This is a genomic window from Albibacterium profundi, assembly GCF_042159835.1.
Lineage (GTDB): Bacteria > Bacteroidota > Bacteroidia > Sphingobacteriales > Sphingobacteriaceae > Albibacterium > Albibacterium profundi.
The window spans coordinates 1,056,792-1,071,552 of record NZ_JBBVGT010000002.1 but is presented as its reverse complement, the minus strand read 5'-3'; the positions used below and the strand labels follow the sequence as shown (position 1 = coordinate 1,071,552).

The window sequence follows — 14,761 nt, the reverse complement described above, 5'->3', positions numbered from 1 at the left end:
TCAGACACAATGTATAGAAAAGTAAAAAAATCTTAGAAAAAGCTTGGAGCCAATTAGGTTTTAATTTAGATTTGCTTTAGATCTTACAACAAACTTAAACAAATTTAGTTTTAAAAGAATTTAATTCAGTTTGATTATATGAAAACAACAGTATGTGCAGTATGTATGCTGCTTACCTGCTTAACATTTCGCGCGAACGCGCAAGATCAATCCTCCCCAGAAAATCCATCAAACGACCCCGATAATTTAGCTAAAGAATATTTCTCTCAAATAATGGGAGTAGCTGCGGCTTCTACTGCCAGTACCAAAATGTATCAATTTATTTATGATTGGATTGGAACGCCGTATCGCTTAGGTGGAACAACCAAGAAAGGGATCGACTGCTCAAAGTTTGCTGCAGAATTATACGAGCAAGTTTTTAATACAACCATCGGATATAACTCTAGAAATATTTATTCCAAAGTTGACAAGGTTAGCAAGAACAATTTACAGCCGGGAGATTTCGTCTTCTTCAAAATACGAAGCCGAAATATTACCCACATCGGGGTTTACATTGGTGATAACCGTTTTGCTCATGCTTCATCTAGCCGAGGTGTAATGATAAGCGACTTGGAAGATGCGTATTGGAAGCGTTATTATTTTAATGGCGGTAGAGCATTAGTTGCTGACGCAGAAACAGCAAATATAGAAGAGAATACAGTAGACTAACCTAATCAACTATATAGATTCTTAAAATTAGCCGAATGTTCTCCATTCGGTTTTTTTATTTTTTCATTTTCGATTAAATTATTAGTCCGAAAAAATAGTTACTTTTATTTTTTATCTGATCAATATGTCAAAGAAAATAACCATACTCGATAGTGAACAAATGCAGCAGAGAACGATAAGAATCGCATATCAAATTTTAGAAGATTCTATGGATGAGAAGGAGCTTGTTTTCGCGGCTATTGCCGAACGGGGTTATGTATTTGCTTCGCGTATCATTGAAGAGCTTGCAAAAATTTCCAAACAAAAGGTGGATCTAATTAAGATTACCTTAGATAAAGAAAGTACATACTTGCAGGCAGATACAGATAAGGATGTTGCTTTGGCAAAAAATAAAGTGGTTGTCTTAGTAGATGATGTTCTGAACAGTGGGAGGACGCTGGCCTATGGCTTAGGTGTATTTCTTAATGTCCCTTTAAAGAAAATGCGTATCGCAGTGATGATCGACCGAAGTCATCATAGCTATCCAGTTGAAAGTGATTTTGCGGGATTGAAATTGTCAACCGTTTTAAATGAACACGTTTCTGTTGTTTTCTCCGACGACAAAAATAAGGATGGAGCCTATCTTATCTAACTGACGAGAACGCTACTTTAATCCTGCATAATTTTAAGGGTCATGCCGGGCTTAATCGTATTGTTCGTCAAACCATTCATCGCTTTAAGTGACGAAACCGTTGATCCTTTAAATCTTTTGGCAATGCCATCTAACGTATCACCGTTTCTCACTTTATATGCGATGTAATAGCTGTTCTCTTTGGATTTGCTTGGTTCTTCGGCGATACGCTGTTTTACATCTGGATTAGCAGTGGCGACGATGAGGTTTCTGCCTTCAATTTTAGTTCCTTCTTTTAGGTTGTTCCATGCAAGGAGTTCTCGTGTTTCAACGTTGTAGTGTAAAGCTATCTCTGCTAGTTTTTCGCCCTTCCTTACCCGATGGTATTGCGGACTGGCCGAATGATCGCCCTTCCTTTCATTGTTGTTGGCAAGCATTACTTTCTGTCCGTTCAATTTGCCTTCTAAAAAGTTGTACAATTTAGCATAATCGCGCTTTGCAACCTTCGGTACAATGAGTCGCCCCGGATTTATCTTCGTTCCGTTAATGATCTTCTTTTTGTACGATGGGTTTAACGTATAAAGATAATCCTGACTGATTCCAAGCGTTTCGGCAACGGAAGCCAAGCTGATATTACGACTCACCATAATGATGTCTACAGCCTCGGGAAGATCCGCATATGATACTTCAACCGGATATTCAGTTGGGTTCCCCAAAACATGACTAATTGCTATAAAAGAAGGAATATAATTTTTTGTTTCATTTGGCAGATATGGCCGGATGTCCCAGAATGAAGGATTTGATTTTCCACTCCGTCTAATAGCTCTGTTTACATTTCCCATTCCACAGTTATACGAAGCAATGGCCAGAAGCCAGTCGTCATATACATCGTAGGCCTCTTTCAGGTAGTTCGCTGCAGCATAAGTTGCCTCTATCGGATCCTTACGTTGATCTACATACGAGTTGATTTGCAGACCATAACCCTTTGCTGTCGCATACATAAACTGCCAAGGGCCTGTTGCGCCAACTCTTGATACTGCATGTGGATTTAGGGATGACTCAATGACAGACAAATACTTGATATCAGAAGGAATACCAACTTCTCGGAATATTTTTTCAAAAATAGGGAAATAATAGGAAGCGAGTCCTTTCATCTCAGCCAAGTGTGAGGTGTAATTTCTACTGGCATATTTGTTGATATATGAGCTAACATAACTGTTATGGTTAGCTTCCAAAAGTTGTCGGAAGGGAGAGTGTTGAGTCTCCAATAAGTCATGTATGGGCTTTGAAGCTAAACGCTTCTCGTCTGCTGTCAGTTGTGGTAAACTTGCCTTTGTTGTTTCGGCTGAGTTGATTGGCTCAACCATAGCCATCCGTGTAGAGTCAGCCTTCTTTGTTTTCGCAATAGGGTTGCTGTATGCTATACTGCTGAATAAAAGTAAGGACAGCCCTATTGCTGAGGTGCGCTTTAATAGCATATTGATTATCGGTTTTATTTAAAAACGATCACCTTCTCTATTTATTGTATAAATACAAAAGCATTCTACACTGCTTTAGCAGAATATGCAGAATGCAAATTTCAGTGCTGTTTAATGGTTGTTATTTTTGCTCTTCCTCTACCTTTTCTTTGGTAGAAACTGTCTTATCGTCTTCGTTCTGAGCCGTCTTAAACTCACGAATCCCTTTCCCTAAACCACGCATTAGTTCAGGAATCTTCTTTCCTCCGAACAGTAGCAATAGCGCTAAGGCTATGAGAATTAATTCTTGTCCGCCCAAACCTAAAATTCCTAAAGTTGTACTAATCATTTGTGTACTTTTAAAAGTATATTAATAATAAACCTTAATAATAAACCCTTGAATCGTCCATGCAAAAACATTTCAGATAGGAAAACAAATATACGACTATTATTTAGAAACGTGCAAGCCAAGGAGTTGGATTTATTGGGGCCGAACCCTCCCAAAGTTCAAAATGCACCTCCGTAGTACCTTCATCAGGGTCTGTGGCCGCTGTACCGATTGCTTGCTTTACTGTAACTTTTGTGCCGCGTGATACTGAAACCGATCGTAGGTTCGAATAAACTGAGAAATATTTACCGTGGCGAATGATCACTGCGTAGCCGGCTCCCATCATTTGAACCACGCTGGTCACCTCTCCATTGAAGATTGCGCGAACGGCAGCTCCGCTGTTCGTGCGAATGTTAACACCGTTATTTTCCATCTTGACACCCTTGCCGTAGGTATGCATACCAAAGCCCTGGGTAATCGTTCCTTGCGCAACCGGCCAAGGAAGTTTGCCGCGATTTCCCATAAACTCATTGGAGAGTTTAGCGGCTTCGGGTGTTGCAGATAAAACTCCCGAAGCAGTTTTTGGTGCTGCTGTAGCCGCAGGTTTTTCGGTTTCGACCGGTTTAGGGGTTTCTCCCGCTGCTTTTGCTCGGGCCGCCTCTTTTGCAGCAGCTAGCCTAGCTTCTTCTTCGGCACGTTTTCTTTCGGCTTCGATTTCTCGCCTGATGGCAGCTTGAATTGCACGGGCTAATCGTTGCGACTCTTGTTGCTTTTTTGATATTTCTTGTTTGTATTGTTTTTCCTGACTCGCAAAGCTACTGACTACCTTCGATTTTTCACTCTTTTGACCATTCAACTTATTTCGCTCGGCCTGCTGAACTTCTAATAAGGCGGATTGTTCTTTCTTCGCTGCAGCTAGCTCCTCAATTTTCCGCTTGATGGTTCCCTGGGTCTCTTCGATCTCTTTTGCTTGGTTTTTTCGGGATTCGCTGAATTGCTGAAGGTACTTAACGCGTTTAAAAGCTTGATTAAAGTCCTTTGACGCAAAGATAAACATCATTTTATTATAGCCGTTCTTGTTCCGGAACGCAAAACGGATCATACTAGCATAATCTTTCTTAAGTTTCTCGAGCTGCTCTTCCAGTTTCTTAATTTCCTGCGTGTTATCTTGAATTTGTCTTTCGATAAGCCGCACTTCTGAGCTTATCGTACTGATCTTACGTTCTCGAAGTTGAATCTGTGTGTTGAGAGCATTGACCTGCTTTAAAGTGAGAGCCTTGCTACTGGAAGTTTCTTTTAAACTTTCATTAAGGAGACTAATTTCCCGGTCGAGGCGTTCACGTTGTTTTTTTAGCTCCGCACTGGATTGTGCGAAACTTACGGCAGAAAGGAATATCAGTGTTAAAACAATGGTTATCTTTCTAATCAAATTCATTCTTCTCAGTGCTAAGTGTAAACCCCTTACGTTCTTTTTTCGGCTACGAAGTTAATAATTATATTTCCAACAGCTCACACTTTATTGAACCATAGCCTTATAGCTTTTTGTATCGTGTAGGAACTGAAAATGGAAATTCTACGTCTTTATTAAAACGTATATCTTCGTATTCCATTTCAGCGTTTAAATCTGCTTTTTCAGCTGTCAGACTTATATCTACTGTTTTAGGGACTTTGAAAGCTTCGACATCCGTAAAGTTTCTATAGTCAACCTGCATGCTTTGACTGCGACTGTCCTCGGAAAGTTTAGTCTGTTTTAAAGAATAATTTTCTCCGAAGGTCATTTCGAAATCTAAATTTTCTAACTGACCCATAATCAAATAGGAATCCCCCAATGTCAACATCTGGTTGATCTCGTTGTCGTAGAAAGCCATTGCATTACCGATGAGAAGATCTTCTAGCTCTTGGAATGTCAACTCTCGGGCAGTATAGTTATAGATATATTCAAACGGCTTGTCGATATACGTGCTTTGTAATCTATTTATGATTTGGATCCGATCGGGTGTTATCATAATTCTTGCCGCTTCAATCCCTAAAAAAGCGGTGGCGGAGATCCAGATTGTCTCATTGCTTTTAATCCGGATGTTTAGTGTTGAATTAAAGGATTTGTTATCGACACTCAACTTTGTTTTAGCCTTTGTGCTAAATGTCTCATATTGCAATTTGTTTGCTGCAATCGCTGACATAAAATCTCGTTTAGCTTTTTTGGAAAGCTCTTTAGCTGCCCCGCCGCTTGTACTGACGGTTTTGGTGGTTGAACAAGCTGTTGTAAACAACAGCAAGAAAATTCCGATTATTATGTTTCTACTAGTCCACATATTCTTTTGTATCCACTTTTTGACTCAATTTTTCATTATCACCTGTCTCGCTTAGTTTCAAAGCACGTTCCCATAACTTGACTGCTTCTTGTTTTTTACCAAGTTTAAAAAGGATGTCACCTTTATGCTCAATCAGTGTCGCCGACGGGTCGACTGAACTTTTAACTGCTTTGTCAATCCACATCAGTGCTGCATCGTAATCACCCTGTTGAAACAGCACCCAGGCATAGGTGTCCTGATAAGAGGCATTATCCGGTTCTAGTTCATTCGATTTTTTAGACATGCTTGCCGCTTTAGTCAGTTCCTCTTTTCTTAACGCAAGATAATACGCAAAATTATTAAGCACGTATGTATTGTTGCTATCAATTTTTAATGCTTCGCTATACGCTATATTGGATGCCGGCCCCATATCGAGTGCATGGTAGTTATCCCCCAGAGCACTGTATATTTGTACCATTAAAGCTTCATTTTTCGGATCGGCTTTATTTAAGGACTCTTCTAAGAACGCGCGAGCCTCTTGATATTTTTTGTCAAGAAGATATGCATAGCCGGTAAAAAGCAATATTATCGAATTGTCGGGGAATTGATTGATAGCTTCCAGTCCATGTTCTTGAGCTTCCAAGAGCTTGTTGTTGGCAACTTCTAATTGCAGAAGCTGTTCCCAAACGATATATAGCTTCTTATTCAAGTCGATAGCTTTAGAAAATGCCTCATAAGCTAGGTCCTCTTTACCCTGTTGTAAAGCAATGTCACCAAATACAGCTTGTGCCAACGCCTCATTGGGATACTTATCGACGAGGACATTGCTTATGTCCGCAGCTATTTTTAACGATTTTCCCTCGTTGCTTCCTTGCAACACATTATACACGGTCCGTACTTTATTGTTCATCGATAGGCTATCCATTACGAACGCCTTCTGCAGTTCATCCGATAGCTTTGAGTAGTCTTTTAATGCTTGGTATGCGTCTGCCTTCGTCAGCGGTATATACGGGTCGTTCGGGAATTCAGATTCGAGTCCCTCCAACGTTTTTAATGCATCTTTCGGCTTGTCAAAATCAAGATACGTATTTGCCAACATCAAATGAGAATGACTCGTATGAGGCTTGTGTTGAACAAAGTTTTTTGCAACAGAGAGAGCTTTTTTACGATCTTTTTGCTGTCTATATAACTCGTTCCTTGCAAGGAAGAGACGGTCCGTCAGGCCAAACTTATCTTCAATGCTCTGATAAAGTTGTAATGCACCTTCTTCCTGGCCGTTTAGTGAAAGAGTGAAGGCCTTATCATAGTAATATGAAGATTCTTCGGGGTTTAACCGAATAAGTTTATTATACACTCGTATCAAACCTGTATAGTCTTCTAGCGCTTTGTAGGTGTCCGCCAAAGCGATCCAATGATCCTCTCGTTGCGGATTTAATGCAGTAAGGCGCAGTGCTATATTCCTAGCTTCCTCAAATTTCCGTTGGGCATAATAGATACGCATCAGATTCAGGTTAGCGTCTTGGTGGGTACTATCCAAAGCTAAGGCCTGCTCTAGCTGATTCTGTGCAGTATAAAACTCCCCAGTGTTCAGGTTGTTTAGGGCTCGTTGATAGATGGAGTCTACTTGTACGCTATCGTCCTGAATTTGGTTATCGAGCTTTTGCCCAAATACACTGAATGCAGACAACCACATTAAGATGAAGGAGACGGAAAAGAGGATTGATTTCATTAATACGTAAATCTAAACATTAAACAACACCAGTATGGCCGTATCCACCCGCTCCACGAACGGTGTCAGTTAGCTCACTCGTTTCTTCCCAGTCTACCTGCTCATGTTCAGCGATTATCATTTGAGCAATCCGTTCTCCATGAACTATTTCAAATGGTTCGTTTGATAAATTAACCAAAAGAACTTTGATCTCTCCTCGGTAGTCTGCATCGATTGTTCCCGGAGAGTTTAAAACGGTAATGCCGTGCTTATACGCTAAACCACTGCGTGGGCGGATTTGGGCTTCAAAACCCAGAGGCAACTCCATGAATAATCCTGTAGGAACCAAAATCCGTTCCAACGTTCCTATTTTTAAATTTCCCTCAGGAAGATTGGCTCTCAGATCCATCCCAGCGGAAGCTTCTGTTTGGTAATTTGGCAGATCGTTCCCAGATTTATTAATCACTTTAACTATCATCTCTATTCTTTGATATTTGATTTATGAAATTTTTCTTTTCTATGAAAATGGTTGCAACAATGAACGTTAGCAAAATTACGTTGCCGATAATAAGATCTCTGTTGAGTACATAAAAACAGAAATAGCTCAATAATGCGGCAGCACCAATATAGCAAATGTTCTTTTTAATATGGTAGGGTATCGGGTAGTTTTTTTGTCCTAAGAGATAGGATAGCACCATCATTACAAAGTAGGCTAGCAGGGTTATCCAAGCCGATGCTACATAGCTATATTCCGGGATATAAATAAGGTTTAGAAATATCGTGATCATGGCACCGATACCTGAGATATACAGACCAAAACGAGTTTGATCAGATAACTTATACCAAATCGAAAGATTCATATAAATCCCAAGAAAAATATAGCCTAACGATAAGATTGGGACAATTTTCAAACCGGACCAATATAAGGCCTGTTCTTCGAGGTTTTTACCTTCAATAAAATACTTTAGAATGTCGATGTTCACAACTAAACCCACCACAGCCACGCACATCAAAATGATAAAATAATCCATAATAACCGCATAGGTTGTCCGTGCGTTCGGGTTTTTGGCGTGACTGAAGAAAAAAGGTTCTGCTCCGAGACGGAAAGCTTGAACGGCAATACTGAGGAAAACGGCAATTTTTGAACAAGCACCATAAATCCCCAAGTCGCGTTCGCCGATACCTTCCGGCAATAATTTAAGAAGGAAGACTTTATCTAAGTGTTCATTGATAATAAAAGAAAGATTGGCAATCAAGATGGGAAGTGAATACCATAGCATGCTTTTCATTAATTTCTTATTCGGACGGATTTGCAATTGTGACAATTCCGGTATTAGCAAAATGAGCGTGACTACACTGGCGATTAGGTTCGCCAGAAAAGCATATCCGACCCATATTTCAGGGAGTGTATTAGCGGAAACCGGTACTGAATTTTCTTGGAACTTCAACCAACCGCTGATCCAATCAGCACCAACTAAGTTGTTTTTTGCAATGTAAGGCAATATCACAATAAACAACAGCGTAAAGGTGACCATAACGGCAATGTTAACCAGTTTGATCACACCATAACGCATCGGCCTTTCATTTGCCCGGATGAGAGCAAAAGGTATGACTGCTAAGGCGTCTAGAGTCAATATAAAAGCAAAAAGGTAGATGTACGCAACCCGCTCAGGTCCCTTTTCCTCAAATAAGAAAGTAGAAATGTCATTTGCGAACAAGATGGTTCCTAACAAGAAAACGCCGGAGGTGATAAGTGTAAAAAAGAAAGTATTGTTCAATACCGCCCGCTTGTCGCCTTCATGCTTTTGTAGGTAACGGAAGAAGGTGGTTTCCATCCCAAGAGCCAAAACCGCATTTAAAATGGCCGCGGCACTATAAAGGCTGGTAAAGATACCGAAGGTTGCAGGTTGATAGACTTTAACATAGACGGGCGTAAGTACAAAACTAAGTAATCTTGCAATTACGGAGCTTAGTCCATAAATAAGTGTTTGTCCTGCAAATTTTTTTAAGGTAGACAAGCTCTGAAATTTGATTTACACCTTTGTTTTCGAAAAAACAAAGTTACAATTGTTTTTGAGCTTCCCTAAGCTAATTTTACGACTTCTGTTGCATCCGTTATATTCAGACCTTTGTTGTTTGTAAGCAGATTGACGCCTGGTTTCTTTCCGGGTTCCAAACTACCATAGACGTCGTCGACACCAAAATATTTGGCTCCATTGATCGTCGCCCATTTAATTGCCAGTTCAAGTGATAAATTACTCGAATTCTTCAAGAGAGTTTTAATCTCGGACAGGATGGATAATTTGTCGTTTGACGCTAAGCTATCGGTTCCCAGAACAACGGGTCGGCGCGAACGGATAAACAGGTCGATATTCGGCAGTCGGCTCTCAATATATAAGTTCGCATTAGGGCAAAGACACCATGTGACGTCACGTTTGTAACGGTCCACAAAATTGTTGTCTTTAAAAGACGTATAGGTATTATGAACCAGTAAAATCCGCTGCGACTCAGGTAGCAAAGGAAGAACGGATCTCAGGGAGTTCCGAGCTTGGGCTTTGAAGAAGCTGATATCCTTGTTGAATGACTCGTAAAAATTAACGAATGCACCTGTTTTGTATCGGTAGAGCTTGTTTTCTTCTTCAGACTCTTGATTATGAATGCTAATCAGATTGTGTCCATCATCACAAAAAGACTTTATATATCGGAATAGCTCTTTGGTAACTGAATATGGAGCATGAGGAGTAATCGATGAAGATAAAGGTGAAAAAGCTTCGCAAAGATCGTTGCCTTTTTTAAATGTTTCTTTCGCTTCTTCAGGATTAAAGTTAAACACCTCCGCAAATGTATGATAGTGGATGGAGCTATCGAGTTTTACTTGGCGGCTGTTCAGCGTATTGGCGATATCACCAACCACCACGATGCCCTCTTTTTGCATGGCTTCATCCGCCTCTCTTATGGCCGTATCAATGGCCTGCTGCTCAACCGACCGTTCGGCGGTCACGGAACGAATAAAGTCGATTAAGCCTGTTTCGGATGGTATCTGCTTATGTAGATACGATAACTCTAAATGGCAATGAGAGTTAACAAAACCCGGAACAAGGATACCGCGATGCTCTTCAACTGATATTCCCGAAGGCACCTGTTCGTCCGAAATTAATTTGATGATCTCTCCTTCTTCATCCATTACGATTACCCCGTTCCTTATAGGAGGGGTATTTACTGGGAAAAGATAATCGGCCGAGACGTATCTACGCATTCTAAAAAAGAGGTTTTAAGCGATCAATTATGAACGCAACAAAATTAATACTTTTCTAATATAGAAAAAAAATTGACGCAACGAACAAAATGTGCTTTTATTTTATCTATCGTTAATTAATTGCCATGGAGTTTTCTGTTCAAAAACCTGTAACTTTGCGACATCATGGGAATTTCTAAACAAATTGATATTCGTTCATTGACTCTCAATGAATTAAAAGCGAATATAGAAGGTATTGGTGAGAAGGCATTTCGTGCAAAGCAGATATATGAATGGCTCTGGCAGAAATCCTGTGTTGACTTTGATCAGATGAGTAATTTAAGCAAAGATCTTCGTGAAAAGTTAAAAGCACAATATGTAATCAATCCGGTTTCTATTCATAGCTCTCAATTAAGCTCAGATGAAACTATTAAGAATGCCTTCAAACTTTATGATTCTAATATAATTGAAGGAGTTTTGATCCCTACGTCCAATCGGATGACGGCTTGTGTGAGTTCACAAGTAGGTTGCAGTTTGTCTTGCAAGTTTTGTGCGACAGGCTACATGGATCGAAAGAGAAATGTGAACGCGGACGAAATTTACGATCAAGTGGTTCTGATTAACCGACAGGCTGAAGAGAACTATCATAAACCTCTTAGCAATATCGTATATATGGGTATGGGTGAGCCACTGCTGAATTATTCGAATGTGCTGAAGTCGATCGACCGGATCACGTCGCCTGATGGACTTAATATGTCGCCAAAACGAATTACGGTTTCCACGGCTGGTATTGCTAAGATGATTAAAAAGTTAGGAGATGATGAGGTGCGCTTTAATCTGGCACTCTCACTTCACGCAGCGAACGATAAGAAACGTAACGAGATTATGCCAATCAATGAGCAAAACTCGCTCGATGCCCTTGCTGAAGCATTAAAGTACTATTATGCGAAGACTAAAAATCCGGTAACCTATGAATATATTGTCTTCAATGATTTTAATGATGAGTTGATCGACGCTGCTGAATTAGCTCAGTTTTGCAAGCACGTTCCTTGTATGGTCAATATAATCGAATACAACCCCATAGCTTTTGCCGATTACGAAAATGCGGGAGCTGATAAAATCGACCTTTTTGCCGACTTTTTACGGGAAAAGGGAATTAACACGCGTATACGTAGAAGCAGAGGTAAAGATATTGATGCTGCCTGCGGGCAGCTGGCTGTCAAGGAAAAATAAACATGTCTCTTATAGATTTAGTTAAAGACTCTATTGCGCTTCTTTTTCCTGAACTCTGTATTGGCTGCAATAGAAACCTGGTCAAGCAAGAAAAATACTTGTGCTTAAATTGCAGTTATGATTTGCCGGTAACCAATTATCATCTTGATTCGGATAGTCTGATTGATCGGCGACTTAAAGCTCGTCTTCCACTTGCTAAGGTGAGTGCTTACTTATACTTTACGGGTGGTTCACGCGTTCAAAGGATTATCCACCACATTAAATATCAGAATGGCTTTGCACTGGCTCGGTTTCTAGGGCAGCGCTATGGAGAGATTGTCAAAGATTCAGCCTACTTTCAAGATATCGATGTCATTGTCCCCGTCCCTTTGCACAAGAAAAGACAACGACAGCGAGGCTATAATCAGAGTGAATACATCGCACATGGTTTGTCAGAAGTATTGGGAGCTCAGGTTTCAACAGGTAACCTCATTCGTTTGGTTCATAAGAAAAGCCAGACCAAAACCAGTGGGCGATATGAGCGCTTTGAAAACATGGAAAATATGTTCGCAATTCATAAACCCGATGAATTTGAAAATAAGCATGTTTTGTTAGTCGATGACGTGTTGACCACCGGCGCTACCCTGGAGGCTTGTGCCATCGCGCTATTGCGAGTACAGAACATTAAGCTAAGTGTTGCTACACTCGCTTTCACGAAGTAAAGTTGATTAAGGCATGCTCAGTACGCGCTGGTAGTTGTCGGTTACTGGAATGCAATAGACACTCTGTAAACGGCCGTTTGAGCGAGTCCAATAGGGACACAATTGGGTACTGATTGGGAATTGAGTAGAACAAGCTCCTTGTCATTTGTCGGCTAATAGCCACAAATTACATTCTTATGAAAACGATTTTTTTTCTTCTTGACGGTCGCTAACTGACCCGTCTTCGCTTTTGCCGAACTTCCAGTAAGAATAGGCATATAAGGCTGATTGCGGCCAGCCAACTTCCTTACGTAAGAAATAGCGGATTGCTTTAACACTAGAGAACTCAGCTGCTACGTATCCAAAAACTGAGGTATTGCTATGGTCTGGAATATTAGCTTTTCGGACAACCTCGGGCAGCACTTGCTTTTCTCCTGGTTGAGGATTGTGAATCCAGTGAATTGAAATATCTGCCTCAGTCGCCAGCGGCAATTCCTCTTCTTCATTAAGAACTTCGATGTATGCTTCACCTTTGACATTTGCCGGTAGATGTTCCAAGATACTCGCTATTACAGGAATACCTGTTGCATCACAAACGAAAAGAAACCAATCTGCAGGCGGGTGCAGAGGGCCGGTCCCAAGTTTCATGGCTATTCCAAGCGGATCACCAGGTTTTGCGCGGAGGGCCCAAGCAGATGCCGGCCCACTATCGCCATGTGCTATGAAATCGACGTACATTTCTCCTTTATCCAAGTCGATACCGCGATGTGTATAGGTGCGTCTTATCGGCTTTAGATTTTCAGGGATTTCTTCTGCGTCACCGTTGGCTTCGTCAACCATCGGGAAGTGAACTTCCTTAGTTCCTTCGGGCGGAAGAAAAATTTTGTTGTTTTTGCCGATCGTTGCGTCCTTAAATAGAGGAACGTCATCGCCGGTGAATGTAATACGTATATAATGCGGCGTTAGATTTTCTTTTTTCTTCACGGTTAATATAGACCGTTGCGCTGTCGGATTCATGCTATTGTTCATTCTCATTCGTGTAACTTCCCAAAGTTACTATTATAAAATAACAAAGAGCCAACATACGGATATGTGGCTCTTTGTCTTTGTAGTATGGTTCGACTTTAGTCGGTCTCTTTATTTATATAGAGGGAAACGTTCCATCATCTCATTTACCTGTGTGGATATTTCAGCTAATCTATCCTCGTTTTCATGATTCATTAGTGCTTCGTCAATAAAATCGACAACGGTTTTCATATCCTCTTCTTTCAAACCGCGGGTTGTGATAGCAGCGGTTCCTACGCGGATTCCCGATGTTATGAATGCGGATTTGTCATCAAAAGGGATCATGTTTTTGTTAATGGTGATGCCGGCTTCTCCTAGCACGCGTTCCGCTACCTTTCCGGTGATATCTTTATTGCGGAGATCGATAAGCATTAGGTGGTTATCGGTTCCTCCGGAAATAACTTGATAGTCTTTTTCAATAAAAGCCTTGGCCATTGCTTCGGCATTTTTCTTAACCTGAACAATATAGTCCATGTACTCATCGCTTAAGGCTTCGCCAAATGCGATAGCTTTTGCTGCAATGGTATGTTCTAATGGGCCTCCCTGTGTTCCAGGAAAAACTGCCAGGTCTAACAGCGATGACATCATTCGGGTTTCACCCTTTGGAGTTTTTAGTCCGAATGGATTTTCGAAGTCTTTGCCCAAAAGGATTAGACCACCACGAGGGCCACGAAGTGTTTTGTGTGTGGTAGTAGTCACGATATGGCAATGTGGAAGCGGGTCATTCAACAAACCACGTGCTATCAGTCCGGCTGGATGGGAGATATCAGCTAATACCAATGCGCCAATTTTATCAGCTACTTCGCGAATGAATTTGTAATCCCAATCCCGAGAATAAGCTGAAGCACCGCAAATAATCAATTTTGGTTTTTCACGAAGTGCCGTTTCTTCGAGTGCCTTGTAATCGATCCGACCGGTTTCTTTCTCAACTCCGTAGAAAAACGGTTGATAAAGTTTGCCTGAAGAGTTTACAGGTGACCCATGGGTTAAATGTCCGCCATGAGAAAGATCAAAACCTAGTATTTTATCACCTGGTTTTAAGATTGCCAGAAAGACAGCAGCATTTGCCTGAGCTCCGGAATGTGGCTGGACGTTTGCCCATTCAGCATTAAATAGCTGCTTGGCTCTGTCGATTGCAATGGTTTCAATTTCGTCAACTACTTCGCAACCTCCATAATAACGTTTTCCCGGAAGCCCCTCAGCATATTTGTTCGTCAATACCGATCCAGCGGCTTCCATCACCTGTTTGCTAACAAAATTTTCGGAGGCGATTAGCTCTAAGCCTTCTTCTTGTCGCTCCAATTCTTCGTTGATCAGGTCGAATATTAGATTGTCTCTTTCCATGTGTTCTAAATAAAATCAGATAAAAGCCAAAGATATAAAAATGAATGTTTTAATGCCGGAAATATTTGGAAAATCGTCGATTGCGCCTGTCGAATTAAACAG

14 protein-coding genes are annotated in these 14,761 nt (G+C 40.9%); 4 read left to right on the top strand and 10 right to left on the bottom strand.

Translation table 11 applies throughout. The features are described from left to right. Positions 1-138 precede the first annotated feature (138 nt). Positions 139-708 carry a C40 family peptidase gene (locus WKR92_RS06140; RefSeq protein WP_375556942.1) on the top strand — a complete coding sequence of 190 codons (570 nt, stop codon included), beginning with the start codon at positions 139-141 and terminating at the stop codon, positions 706-708. Between the two features lie 124 nt (positions 709-832). Further along, positions 833-1,339 carry a phosphoribosyltransferase family protein gene (locus WKR92_RS06135; protein ID WP_375556941.1) on the top strand — a complete coding sequence of 169 codons (507 nt, stop codon included), beginning with the start codon at positions 833-835 and terminating at the stop codon, positions 1,337-1,339. A 17-nt stretch (positions 1,340-1,356) separates the two neighbouring features. Here WKR92_RS06135 and WKR92_RS06130 read toward each other — a convergent pair whose 3' ends face one another. The 8 genes from WKR92_RS06130 to WKR92_RS06095 form a co-directional block, all read right to left on the bottom strand. Beyond that, positions 1,357-2,796 (bottom strand): lytic transglycosylase domain-containing protein, encoded by a 1,440-nt coding sequence (locus WKR92_RS06130; protein ID WP_375556940.1) that lies wholly within the window; start codon positions 2,794-2,796, stop codon positions 1,357-1,359. Positions 2,797-2,917: 121 nt separating this feature from the next. Continuing rightward, complete coding sequence (locus tag WKR92_RS06125) at positions 2,918-3,124, bottom strand: Sec-independent protein translocase subunit TatA/TatB (RefSeq protein WP_375556939.1); 207 nt, start codon at positions 3,122-3,124, stop codon at positions 2,918-2,920. A 103-nt stretch (positions 3,125-3,227) separates the two neighbouring features. Then, positions 3,228-4,538, bottom strand: a complete 1,311-nt coding sequence (locus WKR92_RS06120) for a murein hydrolase activator EnvC family protein (protein WP_375556938.1) — start codon at positions 4,536-4,538, stop codon at positions 3,228-3,230. Between the two features lie 97 nt (positions 4,539-4,635). Further along, positions 4,636-5,415, bottom strand: coding sequence for a lipoprotein insertase outer membrane protein LolB1 (lolB1, locus tag WKR92_RS06115; RefSeq protein WP_511261554.1), 780 nt, complete (start codon positions 5,413-5,415; stop codon positions 4,636-4,638). Further along, the gene (locus WKR92_RS06110) at positions 5,405-7,123 is read right to left on the bottom strand and encodes a tetratricopeptide repeat protein (RefSeq protein ID WP_375556936.1); all 1,719 of its coding nucleotides are present in this window, start codon (positions 7,121-7,123) and stop codon (positions 5,405-5,407) included. Before WKR92_RS06110 ends, lolB1 begins: the two co-directional genes overlap by 11 nt. A gap of 19 nt (positions 7,124-7,142) precedes the next feature. Then, entirely contained in the window at positions 7,143-7,580 is a 438-nt protein-coding gene (gene dut / locus WKR92_RS06105) for a dUTP diphosphatase (RefSeq protein ID WP_375556935.1), read from the bottom strand. After that, the gene (locus tag WKR92_RS06100; RefSeq protein WP_375556934.1) at positions 7,570-9,120 is read right to left on the bottom strand and encodes a lipopolysaccharide biosynthesis protein; all 1,551 of its coding nucleotides are present in this window, start codon (positions 9,118-9,120) and stop codon (positions 7,570-7,572) included. Before WKR92_RS06100 ends, dut begins: the two co-directional genes overlap by 11 nt. A 65-nt stretch (positions 9,121-9,185) precedes the next feature. Further along, positions 9,186-10,358, bottom strand: coding sequence for an amidohydrolase family protein (locus WKR92_RS06095; protein WP_375556933.1), 1,173 nt, complete (start codon positions 10,356-10,358; stop codon positions 9,186-9,188). Positions 10,359-10,523: 165 nt separating this feature from the next. Here WKR92_RS06095 and rlmN point away from each other — a divergent pair, with 165 nt between their 5' ends. Together rlmN and WKR92_RS06085 are read left to right on the top strand one after the other, a co-directional pair. After that, positions 10,524-11,570, top strand: coding sequence for a dual-specificity RNA methyltransferase RlmN (rlmN, locus tag WKR92_RS06090; RefSeq protein WP_375556932.1), 1,047 nt, complete (start codon positions 10,524-10,526; stop codon positions 11,568-11,570). 2 nt (positions 11,571-11,572) lie between these two features. Next, positions 11,573-12,271 (top strand): ComF family protein, encoded by a 699-nt coding sequence (locus WKR92_RS06085; RefSeq protein WP_375556931.1) that lies wholly within the window; start codon positions 11,573-11,575, stop codon positions 12,269-12,271. Positions 12,272-12,445: 174 nt separating this feature from the next. On the opposite strand, the gene WKR92_RS06080 is transcribed toward WKR92_RS06085, so the two are convergent. Both WKR92_RS06080 and glyA read right to left on the bottom strand, forming a co-directional pair. Then, positions 12,446-13,279, bottom strand: coding sequence for a siderophore-interacting protein (locus WKR92_RS06080; protein WP_375556930.1), 834 nt, complete (start codon positions 13,277-13,279; stop codon positions 12,446-12,448). Positions 13,280-13,387: 108 nt separating this feature from the next. Next, on the bottom strand, positions 13,388-14,659 hold the full coding sequence (gene glyA / locus WKR92_RS06075) for a serine hydroxymethyltransferase (RefSeq protein WP_375556929.1): 1,272 nt from the start codon (positions 14,657-14,659) through the stop codon (positions 13,388-13,390). Positions 14,660-14,761: the final 102 nt, after the last annotated feature.